The sequence below is a fragment of the Thalassospira sp. MCCC 1A01428 genome, assembly GCF_002115825.1.
Classification (GTDB): Bacteria; Pseudomonadota; Alphaproteobacteria; order Rhodospirillales; family Thalassospiraceae; genus Thalassospira.
Genome location: NZ_JFJZ01000006.1, coordinates 51,591 through 67,614, shown reverse-complemented (window position 1 = coordinate 67,614; position 16,024 = coordinate 51,591). Strand labels below are relative to the sequence as shown.

The window sequence follows — 16,024 nt, the reverse complement described above, 5'->3', positions numbered from 1 at the left end:
TTGTGGAAACCTGAACAGCCCGAACACTCCCCGTTGCCCCCTGCTAAACCGGCAAAATCGCAAACGGGGAACGAAGCCCAATACCCAAATATTCAGGCTTTACGACTTTATGATATGGCGGGATGAAACGGTTCGCACCAATACCAGGCATGGGGCGCGGGCTGCCCGTTTTGGGGAACAAAAGCCGTTTCTATGTTCCAGACCATCACGCCAGAGACCGGGCCGGTATGGCCTTTTTCGCTGTCGGCACCCGAAACAACATACTCTGTATCATTTAACGGCACCGCTTTTGATACATCCGGGGTGGCGCTGTTTACATGCCCCGCTGCTACAAAATTTTGTAAAATATTGGCAAGCCCCCGGCGTGCGCCGGCATGGGTCGGCTCGTCGGCCAAAACCTGTGCCAATTGGTCCAGCGCGCTGCGCAGATGATGACGGTCACACAAAAGGTCGGCCAGAATAACCCGCAGATCGCGCATTTCAGGGCGCAGGCTGATGGCGATTTCAACATGGGCCATTGCCTGGTCGCGATTGCCTTTTTGCAAATATGTCCGTACCAGCCCCAAATGGGTCGCATCGTCAAGGTCATCGGCCAGCAATGCCCGGCCAAAGCAGTTCAGGGCCAAATCCACCTGGCCCACATCCAGCAACCCATGCCCCATAACCCGCAATCGCGCCGGAATATCGGGCAGACTGTCAATCAACTGGCGCAAACGCAAACGCGTTTCCGCCGCCAGGTCGGCAGACCGGGCGTCAGGTAACGCTAACAGGTGAACAGTCGGCTGCATGTGCGCCATCGCGGTCGGCATCCCGAATGCAAATAAAGATGCCGGATGGTAACGACTCGGCAGAAATCAAGCAACATTGAAAAAATATACGAGTCGTTTCAAATACTTACAGTGCGCGCCCTGGCGCCTGTGTATTCAAAATAAAAACGACGCGGCAATTTACCGGCATAAACATCAAAAAGAACAAATTAATTTTTAATTTCAATATATTACCTCACTCCCTGTCAATCAAAACCGATCAACAAATCCCTTAACCGATTGGCAAGGGCTTCACACCCCCGCGACGCCGCCATGCCAAAGGCAAATTTGGCACAACGTTATGCCCGTACCGCCACGACAAACAGGCAGGTAACCCAACTTCATACACCGGCGACATTTTGCTTTGATATGAGAACAATGAGGTACGGAAAGATCTGGCAAAATATGGTGCCGACCATAAGCAGGTCGGTTTGTTGCTAAACCTTAAAAAGAACAGGCTGAGCCGGTAAACTGGCAAGAGGCTCAAACGAAAATTCAGTCGCAGGCCGGGCAAACAGATAGCCCTGGGCATAACGCGCGCCGAAATGTCGCAACACATCGCATTGTTCGCTTGTTTCGACCCCTTCAACCACACAATCGATACCAAAATTTTCGCACATATCAAAAACGGTTTTGACAATACGCTGGCTACGAGGGTTGGTCACAATGGGCGTTATAAAACTGCGGTCTATTTTAAGGCAGTCAATATCGAGTTCGTGGAGATAACGCAGGCTTGAAAATCCAATCCCAAAATCATCCAGTGCAACCCGCGCCCCACACTGCCGCAACGTGTCGATATGTTGGCGGCCAGCATCGAAGTCTCGCAAGATGGCCGTTTCCGTGACTTCAAACGTAATACGCCGGGGTTCAATCCCGCTGTGTTTAATACGATGGATCAGCCAGTTCATCATTTCCGGCACGGCCAGATCATGCGCTGACAAATTAAATGAAAACCCGATATGGTCGGGCCAGCTGGCCACTTCGTGCAAAAGGCGATTAAACAAATTGCGTGTCAGGTCATTCACCCGGCCGGTTTTTTCCGCCATAGGAAAAAAAACATCCGGGGCAACAAAACCCAGTTCCGGGCTGTTCCAGCGCGCCAATGCCTCAACCGAATAAATCTCGCCGGTTTCAAGATTGTAAAGCGGCTGAAAAACCAGCGACATCTCGCTTTCCAGTTCGGCCTGGCGCAGGCCCTGTTCAATGCGCGATTCCTGGCGGATAATGGTTTCGTGCCGGGCCGCGAACAAAACCGCCGTGCCGCGATTATTACGCTTGGCATGATAAAGGGCAAAATCCGCGCGCTCAAACAGGCCCGTTGCTGTGCGGGCCGCCGCCGGGAAGGTCGCAATACCAACCGTACCTGAAAGCTGAACCGGGCCACCCACACTTTCAAACGGTGTATTAAGGCTGGCACAAATGCGCGAAAACAGACCTTCAAGCATGTCTTCGTTATCGTAATCGCGCAAGATAACACCAAATTCATCGCCGCCCAGCCGCGCGACATAGCCCCCTTCCCCCAGAACAGTACAAATCCGCTGGCCCGCACTGATTAAAATTTCGTCCCCAACCATGTGCCCATGCACATCGTTAACCGGTTTAAAACCATCAAGATCAATCAGAAAAACAGCAAATCGCCCGGATTTGAGCCCCCTGCCAGCATCACGCAGGCCGCGTTCTGCCTCCGTAATCATTGTGTTCAGGCAGTTAAAATAATCACGACGATTGGCAAGGCCGGTAAGGGCGTCACAATGGGCCAGTTTTTCGTTTTGCTGGCTTAATTCCAGGGTTTGGCGGTGTTTTTCTTCCAATACCAGTTGCGACTGCAACAGGGCCGAAAACGACAAATAATAATTCCGAATAAAATAGACGATAACGGCAAGCACCGTTCCCATATTTAACGAAATTGCCAGATAAACCGGCGTGCCGCTAAAAGCAAAAAACCCGGCATAACTGCCCAAAACCACAATAACAACCAACAGGGCAGCCGCCGGGAACTGAAACAGGCAAAGAGTACAGCCAATCGCCGTTATTGATGCAAAATAGGCAACATGCCCACGGTGCAGGCTATCGCCGTAATAATAAAGCGCCAGCCCCCATGCGGCGAACAAAACACTGACCACCACCGACATAATACGAATGCGTTTCAGGACACTGATAATTGCTTCGGGATCATCAAGGACGGCTTTCGCCCGCATCCAGCTGATGGACCGTACCAGACAAAGAACAGTTAAAATTGCCGGAAGAACAACTGTCAGAAAAAACGGTGCCTGATCATAATGGGTATAGGCCAGCGCGAGTGAATTTGTCACAAGCAGCAAATACATCATGGGTATTTGCCCTGTCAGCCCGCTGACCTGCGCACGCAACAGTTCCGGGCGGTCACGGCGCAACCGGAACAGTTCAACAAAGCTCTTTACCTGCTCTGTCAGGGGCACAAACTTGCTCTCACTCTGGAGACAGGGTTTATGGGATAAACGTCCTGTCACGATTAAAGGGGCCGATTACGGCGATCGCCCTAGCCCTTTGGCCGAGGGCCAATCCTATCACATCGTATAAGTTTTCCAGCATAAAGAAAGCATACTTTAGGCCCAACAAAATAATCAGCCCACGTTGCAAAAAACGACATTTTTGCAATCTTCCCGGCCCATATGCCATTTGTGACCCAATGACAACAGGCCATCCCCCCGCATCACCAGCATTAGACCTGCTCAGGCTTTCCGTTTTTGACGGGGTTTTCGCGTTTTGGCCGGTTTGGCATTTTTGGCTGCAGCAGCCCGTAACCCGGCATCAAAAGCAATACGGGCAAATGGCAAAACAAGATCTTCATCTTCCAGCCAGTCGCCCGGCACCTCAAAATAGGCAATACAGATGCCATCGGGGCCATGCGGACGAAATGGCGCCATATTTTCAGCTTCATACAGGTGCCGGCACTGATCGTCACCCTTCAGGAACAAAACATCCTGCGCAACAAGGGCAAAAACAATACCGTCACAATAAAGACCCCAGCCGCCAAACAGCCGCTTTGCCCTGATCACACCAAGGGGCGCTAGCAGCTCGGTCACCATGACCACAAATTCATTAACGGCCAAGGCCATTTAACACCTCGCCTTCCACCCCTTCGGAAATCAGATAATCGCGCAGGGTTCGGCCCGGCGTAGGCCGGTAACGTTCGTTTAAAACATCCATCGTCACGATACGGTCCGCGCGAAAAACCCGAAAGGCATTGCGTAACTCGCACCAGCCCGCCAACAGCCATACCGATCCGAAAAACAGCATTCCCAACGGCCAAACCCGGCGTTGCGTCAACGCACCTTTAACATCGGTATAATCAATATTGATCATGCTGCGTTCGCGAATAGCGCGGCGCAAAACCGGCATTGAAACAGAAATCGGCTCCTGGGGGATATCGGCAACGGCGATGGGAATACCGCCAATCAAACCACGCAACCGTTCGGGAACGACGGCTTCTATCTTGGACAGGGCGTCGCTGGCGGCCCGCGCCATTTGCGGGTCGGTCCAGCTTTGCACCATGCGCGCGCCCACCACCAGTGCCTCTATTTCTTCGGCATCAAACATTAACGGCGGCAAATCATAACCATCGCGCAGAATATAGCCAACGCCGGCCTCCCCCTCAACCGGGACGCCGGATGCCGCCAGATCGCGAATGTCGCGATAAATGGTGCGTTCCGAAACCTCAAGTTCCTCGGCCAGTTCACGGGCCCGGCTAAGTTTGCGTCGGCGCAAAATCTGAACAAGGCGAAACAGTCTGTCGGCGCGTCTCATATTGGTTTTCCGCTTTTTATCAATCTCGCTGGACCGTATCATACCCCTCCTGACAGGCTCCTGTCAGGAGGGGTATGATAAACCGGCTTTTCAAGGTTAAACATGGCAGGAAATTTCAAATGATCGACCATCTGGGAATTCGCGTTAACGACTATGCAAAAGCGCGCGGCTTTTACCTTTCGGTTCTGGCACCGCTGGATATTTCCATCGTCATGGAAGTCACAGCCGAGCAAACCGGCAACTATCCCCACACCGGGTTCGGGAATAACGGCAAACCTTTTTTCTGGATATCGGGCGGGGAAATGAAAACGCCAAACACGCATGGCGCGCACATTGCTTTTGCCGCCCCGTCACGTGCGGCCGTGGATGCCTTTTACCACGCAGCCATCGCCGCAGGTGCAACTGACAATGGCGCACCTGGCTTGCGCCCGCATTACCACGAAAATTATTATGGCGCCTTTGTCATTGATGCCGATGGCAACAATGTCGAAGCGGTATGCCACACCCCGGCCTGATAAATACGGCCGCACCCAACATACCCCCCATTGCCGGTAACAGTCGGGCCTCCGGCAATGGGAATCCTCGGTCAAACTGTGCCTTGCGGTCCCTTAAAATGGACGGGCCATTATTTGCGGCACCAACACCCAAACAGCGCAAAAACCCCCATCAGCATTGGTGGTCGCAATTTACATTTTTATAATTTTGCACCGCGAGATCAAAATCGGCAACGCCCCCCTCTTGCAATGGCATTGCTCGTGCGTGATTAGTTACGTTTATACTATAATGCGCAGCTATCGGGTTTTGGTATGAATAACACCCAAGCCCCATCGCAACATTTCGCCATAACAGCCCTACAAAAACACATCTGAAATTTTCTGTTCTGCCGCTGACATTACATTAAAGCCACCAGCCAAAACCGCTATCACCGCGTAAAAGCCCCCGTTTTGCGCCCTAATACGGAAAATGACTTTGCCCCACGACTTGCCCGACATCACACCAAAATCATCGCCGTCAGCCAATAGCCCCCAGGGCGATCCATCATCGTCATCGTATCAAAACGCCAACACTGAAAACGACGCTAACGATAATAAAACAGGCAACAACATCCCGTTGGACAAGTCCCCCATTCGGCGGCTTGGCAAACTGCCAGAAGCCCTTCAATGGGCAATTTTGCTGGGCAGTTCTGTTATTGTGGGCATCATCCTGCATCAGGGACATATCCCGGCAGCCTTGTTGTTAGGTCCGATGATTGTGGGCATTGTGATGGGCACAAACAGTGCCACCATTCGCATTCCCAGGATTGGCTTTTTATCGGCGCAATCGGTTTTGGGCGCGATGATTGGCGGATCAATGACCGCGGCCATCATTACATCTTTTCTCGATGACTGGCCGCTGGTAATCGGGATTACCTTTTTAACCCTGCTCGCCAGCAGTTTTCTGGGCTGGATTTTATGCATCCGCCGGGTATTGCCGGGCACTGTCGGTATTTGGGGCTCATCGCCCGGGGCTGCATCGGCAATGGTCATTATGGCCGAGGCCTTTGGCGCCGATGCCCGACTGGTTGCCTTCATGCAATATGTGCGCGTGGTGTGTGTGGTTACCGTGGCGTCGATGGTGGCAAATTTCTGGGTTACCAGCAGCCTGCCGCCCGGCGCAGCAGTACCGGTCCATGACTGGTTCCCGGCCTTTGACCTTGGCAATTTCGGCCTGACCTTGCTGGTCGCGGCCGCGACTGCAACCATTGGCGTTTTGTTGCGCATCCCGTCGGGCGCGTTGCTGGTACCGATGATTTTGGTGATGGTGCTGCATATCAATGGCTGGCTGGATGTGGAATTGCCCGAATGGTTTCTGGGGCTAACCTATGCCATGATCGGCTGGAGCATCGGGTTAAAATTTACCCCGTCCGTGCTGCACCATGCGGCCCATGCCCTGCCCAAAATCCTGCTTTCCATTGTGGTGCTGATTGGTTTTTGCGCGGGCATTTCGGTGTTTCTGGTGCATTTCCTGGGCGTGGACCCGTTAACCGCCTATCTTGCCACCAGCCCCGGCGGGCTGGATTCCGTCGCGATTATTGCCGCAAGCACCCATGTCGATTTACCCTTTATTCTGGTCATGCAATCGGCCCGGTTTTTTATGGTGTTGCTGATCGGCCCGCCGCTGGCAAAGGCCGTGGCGCGTTTTACGCCGACAAGCTGACAACCGTGTCATAACGTAAGGCCCAAAGCAAAACGGCTGGCATCGCGCCAGCCGTTTGTGTTTTTGCAGGGAATACCGGCCAGTTAACGCCGCAACAGTTTGCTGGCAACGCCTGAGGCAATCATCACCCCGGCAATAACCAGGGCAACCGCGAGTATCAGGCTGATACTACCCAGTTCACCTAGCAAAAACACGCCCCCAAGCGCAGCAAAAGCCGGTGTTAGTGCGCCAAAGGCCGCCGCCCCGGTTGAACCAATATTGCGCACCGCAATCCCATAGGTCACAACCGCCACCACGCCCGATAACACACCCTGAAACAACAATTGCACCAACAGGTCGTTTATCGGTGCATCGGCAATGGTGGTGCCGGTAAACAGCGCAATAACGGCAAAGCTGACAAAGGACCAAAAGCCGGTAAATGCCGCCGCATCAATCGCGGTCAGCCCGGAACGGCGCAGCGCATGCGTATAACACGCCCACATCAAAGCTGCGCCCACCAGCAAGACATAACCGATAATGACAGAAGCCTGATCAGCCTCGCCCGGTTGCAAGGCGGTTAAAATGGCAATGCCCACCGCAATGACGCCATATCCAACCCAGCGGATCAAACCGGGTTTTTCCCCAAACACGGCAACACCAATCAGCACCGCCCAGATCGACATGATACCGGGCAACAGCGTGCCCACATGTGATGCCGGGGCAAATTTAAGCGCCGTTGCCACCACCAGCGAATAGGTAACGCCGGACCCGCCCACAATCAGCAAACCGGGTATGACCGGCAAGCCGCGTGGCCAAATGCCACGTTTCAGCCATACCGGTGCCAGCACCAAAAACGGCACGACAAAACGGATCAAGCCGATATCAACCGCTGTAAACCGGGTTGTCACCGCATAACGTGTTGCCACCACCCATGACGCCCAGATGGTTACGGTTACAATGGCGCAAATGATTCCCAGCAACCGGTTTTCAACCGGTGCGGGCACCGCAGGCGCAGAAGGCCGGGGCGGATTTGAAAGGCGGGACATGGGGCGTATCCTGAAAATTAGGGCTGGCCGACGACCTGTGATGCAGGCAGAAAAACCAGCCGATCATTCTTGCAAAACAAAACGGGGCAGAAAATGGTTCTGCCCCGTTTGATAATATATGCCCGAAGGCACCGTCATCAGATGCCAAATTCGGCAAAGAAATCATTGCCCTTGTCATCAATCACGATGAAAGCCGGGAAATCCTCAACCTCGATCTGCCAAACCGCTTCCATGCCCAGTTCAGGATATTCCAGCACCTCGACCTTCTTGATGCAATCCTGCGCCAGACGTGCAGCCGGACCCCCGATAGAGCCAAGATAGAAACCGCCATATTTCTGGCAGGCATCCTTGACCTGTTTGGACCGGTTGCCTTTGGCCAGCATCACAAATGACCCGCCATGTTCCTGGAACATGTCAACATAGGCGTCCATACGTCCTGCCGTGGTCGGCCCGAACGAGCCGGACGGCATGCCTTCCGGCGTTTTGGCCGGGCCTGCATAATAAACCGGGTGATTTTTAAGGTATTCCGGCATGCCTTCGCCAGCATCAAGGCGTTCCTTGATTTTGGCATGGGCAATATCGCGCGCCACAATCACCTTGCCGGTCAATGCCAGACGGGTTTTAACCGGATATTGCGACAGCTGCTTGCGGACGTCGTCCATCGGGCGGTTCAAATCGACCTTAACGACGTTATCATCAAGATGTTCGTCCGAAACCTCGGGCAAGTATTTCGCCGGGTTATGTTCCAGATCCTCGATAAAGATACCATCAGCCGTGATTTTACCCAGAACCTGACGGTCGGCCGAGCACGACACCCCAATGCCCACCGGGCAGCTTGCCCCGTGGCGTGGCAAGCGAATAACCCGCACGTCATGGCAGAAATACTTGCCGCCAAACTGTGCGCCAATGCCCATTTCGCGGGTCATTTCCAGAACCTTCTGTTCCCATTCAAGGTCACGGTAGGCCTGGCCATCATTACCGCCTTCGGTCGGCAGGTTATCGTAATAACGGGCCGATGCCATTTTAACGGTTTTCAGGGTGGCTTCGGCCGATGTTCCGCCAATCACGATGGCAAGGTGATAGGGCGGGCAAGCCGAGGTGCCCAGCGTACGAATTTTTTCGTCCAGAAATTTACGCAGGCTTTCGGGGTTCAACAACGCCTTGGTTTGCTGAAACAGGAAGGTTTTGTTGGCTGATCCGCCGCCCTTTGCCATGAACATGAATTTATATTCATTGCCCGGCGTTGCGTATAAATCGATCTGGGCTGGCAGGTTGGAACCGGTGTTTTTTTCTTCAAACATATTTACCGGGGAAACCTGCGAATAACGCAGGTTATGTTCCTGATAAGCCCGCCAGATGCCTTTTGAAACCGCTTCTTCATCATTGCCATCGGTAATAACGCGGCCCCCGCGTTTGCCCATGACAATGGCGGTGCCGGTATCCTGGCACATTGGCAACACCCCGCCCGAGGCGATATTGGCGTTTTTCAGCAAATCCATGGCGACAAATTTGTCATTTTCCGTTGCTTCCGGGTCATCCAGAATTTTACGCAACTGTTCAAGATGGCCGGGGCGCAACAAATGCGAACAATCAAAAAACGCCTGCAGGGTAAGCTTTTCAATCGCTTCGGGTGCCACCTTCAAAAAGGTTTCACCGTTAACATCAAGGGTTTCGATACCTTCATCACCAATCTTGCGATATGGCGTGGCATCCTTGCCCTGCTCGAACATGGCTTTATAGACAAAATCACTCATGGAAGGCTTCCGTCTCTCTCAAAAACAAGGTGGATTATTTTTTGCTTTGCTGGTGCAGAACATAGCGCCTGCTGCATCAAAACGCCACGTATTTGAAGCCCAAAAAACCCGCAATTCTCCCGCTTACGAGCTGTCGAGTCGTCAATTGTCACCAATAACGCACAAGCACAGTCGGTTATAAAAAAAGTCGTTCAAGTATTAAAATACATTCCCTTAAGTATAGAACAAATGGCACGATAACCGATTGATTTCAAAACTTGATAATCAATCGTAATTTTAACTTGAATAGCCCCCCCGCACAGCACGACTATCCGCGTCTTTACCACAAAATGTTCTATTGAAGGACCGGGGTCTATGCTTAAATTCTTTCGCGCGAATGCGAATTCGAATGCCCATGATGCTGCAGAAATTCATACAAAATTGGCAGCAGATCGACAAAATTCTTTTTACAAAGACCTGATCAACTCAATTCCGTACAATATCGTGACATGCGATCTTGCCGGTAAAATTCTCTTCATTTCGCGCGAATTTGCCGAAACGCTTTTAAAAACCGAAGATGTGAATTTTTCAAAACTGATCGACACGCCAATTGCCCAGCTCAACAAGATATTTGACCGCAAACAATTCGCCAATTTAGGCAATCGCCTGAATGAAATGCCCATTTATCAACGTGTCCGTCTTGACGACCATACACTGATGATAACGGTAACGCCCCTTATGGACGAAGATGACACAGCAACCGGCTTTATCATGAGCGGCGAAGTCATTACCGATCAGGTCAAAATGGGCCGCACCTGCGTTAGCCTGTCAGAGAAAGTCCGCGAGGCCGCAGAAAACCTCAATACATTGTCAAACGACCTTGCCGAAAACTCCACAGACGGTTCGGAGCTGGCCGGTAAAATTCGCGAGGAAGGCGACAGCACCGCACAAAGGGCAAATCATGTTTCCACCGCATCCGAGGAAATGACCCAGTCGATCAGCGAAATTTCATCGCAGATTGACCGCCTGACCGAAGTTGCCAATCGCGCTGTGTCGGAAATGAACGATACCGGCGAGGTCATGAACACGCTTTCCGGTGCGGTCGAAGAAATCGGCTCCGTTGTCAAAATTATTCAGGATATTGCCAACCAGACCAATCTTTTGGCGCTAAATGCCACCATTGAAGCCGCGCGGGCTGGTGATGCCGGCAAGGGCTTTGCCGTTGTTGCGGGCGAAGTCAAATCGCTGGCCACCCAAACAGCCCGGTCAACCAAGGATATTACAGACCGCATTGCCGCAATTCGCGAGAACACCGCGCGTGTGGTTTCCGAATTGACCGACACCCGCAAGGTGATCGAAACCAATGAAGAAATCGCAGAAAACCTGAGTGCCGTTGTCGAGCAGCAGCACGCCGCCTCTCAGGAAATTGCCGCCAACATCCTTTCCGTCGCAAACGGCATAAGCACCATTACAGCCGATCTCGCACGGCTTGACAAACTCTCGGAAAAAACCGCCGAGCAAGGTACCCGCCTGTCAGACTTCTCGCAAAATCTGTCTGAACATTCAGATGGCCTTTACGATGAAGTCAAAGGTTTCATCGAAGAAGCCCTTTAAACAACAAAAACGGACGGTCAATGATTAACCGTCCGTTTCTTCTTATTCGTTAATCCGTCCCGCAGCAGGAGGTGATTACTTCTTTCGAAACGCATCAAGCGCGATGACTTCGCCACTTTCACCCGATTCGGGCGCAGGCTTGGACCGGGATGCCGGTTCAGCGCTCAATTTTGCCGGTTCTTCAAGCTCTTCGGCATCTTCGAAATCCTCGTCGTCCATTTCTTCTTCAACACTGAAAGTCAGCATGAAGTTGGCCGACGGATCGACAAATGCCAGCATTGCATCAAAGGGCACAACAACCACGGTTGGCATACCGTCAAAGCTCATTCCGACAGAAAAATAGTCGTCGGTTACCGTCATATCCCAGAATCGATGCTGCACAACCACCGTGATATTATCCGGGTGCGCCTTGCGCTGGTTTTCAGGCAGCTCGACACCGGGGTGATTGGTCTGGAACGTGACATAGTAATGATGCTCGCCGAAAAGGCCCTCTTTGGCCACGCGGGTAAGAATTTGTTTTACCACGCCGCGCAGCGCCTGATCGACCATCAAATCGTATCGGAATTCTTCCGGTTCGTGCATCGAAAATCCTGTTTCTGGCGGGCCCGGCCCGTCACTCCTATGCGCCACCATCCCCAATGGCGCATTTGTCAGCTTCTATTCATAAACAAGCGTGAGAGAATTACAAGAGCGTGGCAATCACTTCACGCATCAACATTTTCAAAACGGGGAGAAAATGGGGCGTTCTGTTGCTAGGTGCCCCGTCCCCCACCAGGTTACCGCTCCCGGCAACCGGAATTTCGCTTTGGTGCTAGTGCCGCTTACGCAGCAACAGCAACCGGAGCATTGTTATCGTTTGCGTTTACAAACATTGGCCCGATATCGGTGGTACCATGCCGAGCGCCAACATAGACTTTTACTACACACGTCGATCCTGTTTCGGCCCCACGAACATCGCCTGAGTCGGACGAAATCGAAAGGTTGGTGGAGCCGCCGGGTACCGCCCCCGGGTCCGTAATGTCTATTCTGTCAAGTCGTGTAACGCCATAGTCAGCTTGCGCTGACAGCCCTTATATAGGGGAAACTACCCCCGCTTCACAAGGGGTTTTGCCCGAAAACTTTTTATCACATTGCGGGAACATTTCAGACCATCCTGTGCAGGGCCTCTCAGGCGTTGCACATGGGCGCGTGCCTGTCTATCCTGCGCCAAAACAGATTCCCCAAAAACACGACCACCCAGGACAGACACGGCATGCAGCAATATCTTGATCTGATGCGTCTGGTGCGCGACACCGGCACCCGCAAGGAAGACCGTACCGGCACCGGCACAATTTCCATTTTTGGCCATCAGATGCGGTTTGACCTATCGGCAGGCTTTCCGATGGTCACGACCAAAAAACTGCACCTGAAATCGATCATTCATGAATTGCTGTGGTTTTTGGCCGGCGACACCAACGTCAAGTATTTGCAAGATAATGGTGTTCGAATCTGGAACGAATGGGCCGACGAAAATGGCGACCTTGGCCCGGTTTATGGGGGGCAATGGCGATCCTGGCGGGGGGCGAATGGTGAAACCGTCGATCAGATCAGCACCCTGATCAATCAGATCAAAACCACGCCCGATTCCCGCCGCCTAATCGTATCGGCATGGAATGTGGCCGATGTGCCCGACATGGCCCTGCCCCCCTGCCACTGCCTGTTTCAATTCTATGTCGCCGATGGCAAATTGTCGTGCCAGCTTTATCAACGCAGCGCCGACATTTTCCTGGGTGTGCCATTCAATATTGCATCCTATGCCCTGCTGACCTTGATGGTGGCACAGGTTTGCGACCTGAAACCGGGCGATTTTGTCCATACGCTGGGCGATGCCCACCTTTATACCAACCACCTTGAACAGGTGGAATTGCAATTGGCACGCACACCGCGCCCGTTGCCGCAGATGCAAATCAACCCTGCTGTAAAATCGATATTTGATTTCAAATACAGTGATTTCACCCTGAACAATTACGACCCGCACCCGCATATTGCGGGCAAGGTAGCTGTATAATGGACAATCGCAAAATCAACCGGGTTGCAGTGGTTGCCGTTTCACAAAACCGCGCCATTGGTACCAAAGGCTGGATGCCGTGGGATATTCCCGAAGATTTGAAACACTTTAAGGCCCTGACGCGCGGCAAACCTATGATCATGGGGCGGGTAACGTTTGAATCAATTGGCAAACCACTGCCCGGTCGCACATCTATTGTCGTCACCCGCGACAAAAGCTGGTCCTTTGCCGATGAGCGCGTCATTGTGTGCCATGATATCGAAACAGCCATTCAGACCGCAGATGACATCGCCATTCGCGATGGTGTGAACGAAGTTATCATTGCTGGCGGGGCACAAATTTACAAACTGGCCCTGCCCTTTACCACGCGTTACGAAATTACCGAAGTTCACGACGAATTTGATGGCGATACGTTTCTTCCACCGCTTGCAAATACAGAATGGCAGGAAATTAACCGTGACGATCACCCCACCCCCGAAAGTGGTCCGGGATTTAGCTTTGTCACTTGGGAAAAAATCGCCTGAATGTGAAACGGGCGAGGGTCAGAACGCTTGATCCATATATGTTACCCCTTTATGGTAATACCACTTTCCACATCGTAACATCCTTGTGAGCACCATAAAATGGCCCGTCCTCGCGCCTTTGACGAAGACAACGTTCTTGATAACGCCATGAACGTATTTTGGCACAAGGGGTTTGAAGGCACCTCGGTACAGGATCTGGTTAACGAAACCGGCCTGAACCGCGCCAGCATGTATGCCAGTTTCGGCGACAAAAAGGCCCTGTTTTTGCGGGTTCTGGACCATTACATTCGAACGATCTCGGCGGCGCGGTTTGCCAAACTTGTTGAAATGCAGGATGGCCGACAGGCAATTGTCGAGACATTTCGCAGCGTTATGCGAAATGGTCTGGCTGAAGGTCGCAACAAGGGCTGCCTGATGGTTAATTCCGGCATGGAACTGGCCCCCCACGATGCCGAAACCGCCGCCATTGCCCGCCAATCGTTTAAACGTACCGAACTTTTGTTTGTTGATGCACTGGTTCGCGCACAGGCGCAAAAAACCATCTCCGACACCAAAAACATCCGCGCCCTGGCCCGGTTTCTGGCAGGTTCCCTGCAGGGATTACAATTAATGGCCCGCCGCGCCGCCGACGAAGACACCATGCGCGATTTTGTCGATACCGCCCTTTCAACACTGGACTAAACATTAATCCGGTATCACTTCACGTTTTAACAACCGCAATCCCGGCACCGGCCTTTACCGGCACAGCCCGATACCTGATGAATTCCGGTATTCGCGCTTTAAAGAATGTCTTTTTATCATCATCCTTACACCTTCAAATTCCCAATAATACAGGCCATCCCGGCGTGTCGGGCATCACCTGGCACCTGTTGCAATGATGATGTATCGCCAGCCCTGACTTTTACGCCGTAAATTTTACGATCATTGGCCTGCTTTACCCTTGCCGACATCACACCCTCTCGATATTGTTATGTTATAACATAACAATATCGAGAGGGTTATCATTCCATGCAAAAACTTCCTGTAACGGTTTTGTCCGGATTTTTGGGGGCTGGTAAAACCAGCGTTTTAAATCATGTTCTGAACAACCGTAACGGTCTGCGTGTTGCCGTTATTGTCAACGATATGAGCGAGGTGAACATTGATGCCGATCTGGTTCGACATGGCGGAGCCGATTTATCGCGTCTGGATGAAAAACTGGTCGAGATGAGCAATGGTTGCATCTGCTGTACGCTTCGCGACGATCTGCTGGCCGAGGTTCGACGCCTCGCCAGTGAAAACCGGTTTGATTATCTGTTAATTGAATCAACCGGCATTGCCGAACCCTTACCCGTTGCTGCCACCTTTGATTTTCGCGACGAAAACGGCGAAAGCCTGAGCGACGTGGCCCGGCTTGATACCATGGCCACCGTGGTTGATGCCGCCCGCCTGATAAACGATTACAGCTCGCAGGATTTTCTGCACGACCGCGGGGAATCGCTTGGCGAAGGCGATGAACGAACAATCGTTAACTTGCTGGTCGACCAAATCGAATTTGCCGACATTATTATTTTAAACAAAACCGACCTTGTAAATACCCACGAACTGGCGACCATTCGCCACATCATTCGCGCGCTTAATCTGGATGCCGAAATCATTGAAACCACGCGCGGGCATGTTCCCGCAGAAAAGATACTGGCGACGGGCCTGTTTAATTTTGAACGCGCCCATGAACATCCGTTATGGGCAAAGGAGCTTTATGGCTTTGCCGACCATATCCCGGAAACAGACGAATACGGCATTACCAGTTTCACCTACCGCTGCGCGCTGCCTTTTCATCCACAACGTTTTTATGACTTCATTCATTCCGAATGGCACGGTGTCATTCGGGCAAAGGGGCATTTCTGGGTGGCGACCCGCCCGTCATGGGTAGGTGAAATCAGCCAGGCCGGGGCCGCCGTGCAATATGAAGCATTGGGCAACTGGTGGGTGGCGGTTCCGCGGCAACGCTGGCCAGAAGGCCCGGAATGGGATGCAATTCTGGATAAAATCTGGCACCCGGTTTTTGGTGACCGCCGCCAGGAAATTGTTTTTATCGGAACAGAAATGGATGAGGCAGCCTTGCGGGCAAGACTTGATCGCTGCCTGATCGACGACGATGAATTCTCGCAAGCCGTGCAACACCAAACCGCCCCGCACGCCCACACTTACGACGACAGGTTCAACCCTGCCCCCTTTGTCGCCCTGCCCGATCCATTTCCGGCCTGGGGCAACCAAATGTAACCCGACATGTGATTTTGGCATTCCGCCCGTC

At 52.5% G+C, this 16,024-nt stretch carries 14 protein-coding genes and 1 other RNA gene; 7 read left to right on the top strand and 8 right to left on the bottom strand.

Annotated features, from left to right (window positions below; genetic code table 11):
* Positions 1–107: 107 nt before the first annotated feature.
* From THS27_RS07100 to THS27_RS07085, 4 genes are all read right to left on the bottom strand, one after another.
* Positions 108–797, bottom strand: coding sequence for a lipopolysaccharide assembly protein LapB (locus THS27_RS07100; protein ID WP_139835504.1), 690 nt, complete (start codon positions 795–797; stop codon positions 108–110).
* Between the two features lie 446 nt (positions 798–1,243).
* Positions 1,244–3,244 (bottom strand): bifunctional diguanylate cyclase/phosphodiesterase, encoded by a 2,001-nt coding sequence (locus THS27_RS07095; RefSeq protein WP_085589306.1) that lies wholly within the window; start codon positions 3,242–3,244, stop codon positions 1,244–1,246.
* Positions 3,245–3,517: 273 nt separating this feature from the next.
* The gene (locus tag THS27_RS07090) at positions 3,518–3,904 is read right to left on the bottom strand and encodes a TfoX/Sxy family protein (RefSeq protein ID WP_085589303.1); all 387 of its coding nucleotides are present in this window, start codon (positions 3,902–3,904) and stop codon (positions 3,518–3,520) included.
* Positions 3,888–4,592 carry a YafY family protein gene (locus THS27_RS07085; protein ID WP_085589513.1) on the bottom strand — a complete coding sequence of 235 codons (705 nt, stop codon included), beginning with the start codon at positions 4,590–4,592 and terminating at the stop codon, positions 3,888–3,890. The genes THS27_RS07090 and THS27_RS07085 overlap by 17 nt, the downstream gene beginning before the upstream one ends.
* Before the next feature lie 119 nt (positions 4,593–4,711).
* Between THS27_RS07085 and THS27_RS07080 the strand changes: the two genes are divergently transcribed.
* Both THS27_RS07080 and THS27_RS07075 read left to right on the top strand, forming a co-directional pair.
* Positions 4,712–5,107 (top strand): VOC family protein, encoded by a 396-nt coding sequence (locus tag THS27_RS07080; protein WP_085589511.1) that lies wholly within the window; start codon positions 4,712–4,714, stop codon positions 5,105–5,107.
* Positions 5,108–5,555: 448 nt separating this feature from the next.
* Complete coding sequence (locus THS27_RS07075) at positions 5,556–6,788, top strand: AbrB family transcriptional regulator (protein WP_139835503.1); 1,233 nt, start codon at positions 5,556–5,558, stop codon at positions 6,786–6,788.
* An 83-nt stretch (positions 6,789–6,871) separates the two neighbouring features.
* On the opposite strand, the gene THS27_RS07070 is transcribed toward THS27_RS07075, so the two are convergent.
* Both THS27_RS07070 and THS27_RS07065 read right to left on the bottom strand, forming a co-directional pair.
* Positions 6,872–7,813, bottom strand: coding sequence for a DMT family transporter (locus tag THS27_RS07070; RefSeq protein ID WP_085589301.1), 942 nt, complete (start codon positions 7,811–7,813; stop codon positions 6,872–6,874).
* 137 nt (positions 7,814–7,950) lie between these two features.
* Entirely contained in the window at positions 7,951–9,567 is a 1,617-nt protein-coding gene (locus THS27_RS07065; protein WP_085589299.1) for a fumarate hydratase, read from the bottom strand.
* A gap of 483 nt (positions 9,568–10,050) precedes the next feature.
* Between THS27_RS07065 and THS27_RS07060 the strand changes: the two genes are divergently transcribed.
* Positions 10,051–11,160 (top strand): methyl-accepting chemotaxis protein, encoded by a 1,110-nt coding sequence (locus tag THS27_RS07060; protein WP_168184840.1) that lies wholly within the window; start codon positions 10,051–10,053, stop codon positions 11,158–11,160.
* Between the two features lie 75 nt (positions 11,161–11,235).
* Here the strand turns inward: THS27_RS07060 and THS27_RS07055 are convergent, their stop codons facing one another.
* Both THS27_RS07055 and ssrA read right to left on the bottom strand, forming a co-directional pair.
* Positions 11,236–11,742 (bottom strand): SspB family protein, encoded by a 507-nt coding sequence (locus THS27_RS07055; RefSeq protein WP_085589295.1) that lies wholly within the window; start codon positions 11,740–11,742, stop codon positions 11,236–11,238.
* A gap of 153 nt (positions 11,743–11,895) precedes the next feature.
* Positions 11,896–12,265: a transfer-messenger RNA gene (ssrA, locus tag THS27_RS07050) on the bottom strand.
* A gap of 147 nt (positions 12,266–12,412) precedes the next feature.
* Between ssrA and THS27_RS07045 the strand changes: the two genes are divergently transcribed.
* The 4 genes from THS27_RS07045 to zigA all read left to right on the top strand — a co-directional run bounded on the left by THS27_RS07045 (position 12,413) and on the right by zigA (position 15,993).
* Positions 12,413–13,207 carry a thymidylate synthase gene (locus THS27_RS07045; RefSeq protein WP_085589293.1) on the top strand — a complete coding sequence of 265 codons (795 nt, stop codon included), beginning with the start codon at positions 12,413–12,415 and terminating at the stop codon, positions 13,205–13,207.
* The gene (locus THS27_RS07040; RefSeq protein WP_085589291.1) at positions 13,207–13,731 is read left to right on the top strand and encodes a dihydrofolate reductase; all 525 of its coding nucleotides are present in this window, start codon (positions 13,207–13,209) and stop codon (positions 13,729–13,731) included. Before THS27_RS07045 ends, THS27_RS07040 begins: the two co-directional genes overlap by 1 nt.
* Before the next feature lie 99 nt (positions 13,732–13,830).
* Entirely contained in the window at positions 13,831–14,412 is a 582-nt protein-coding gene (locus tag THS27_RS07035; RefSeq protein WP_085589289.1) for a TetR/AcrR family transcriptional regulator, read from the top strand.
* A 327-nt stretch (positions 14,413–14,739) separates the two neighbouring features.
* A complete protein-coding gene (gene zigA, locus THS27_RS07030) occupies positions 14,740–15,993 on the top strand; it encodes a zinc metallochaperone GTPase ZigA (RefSeq protein ID WP_085589287.1) in 1,254 nt (417 codons plus the stop codon).
* The last annotated feature ends 31 nt before the right edge of the window (positions 15,994–16,024 follow it).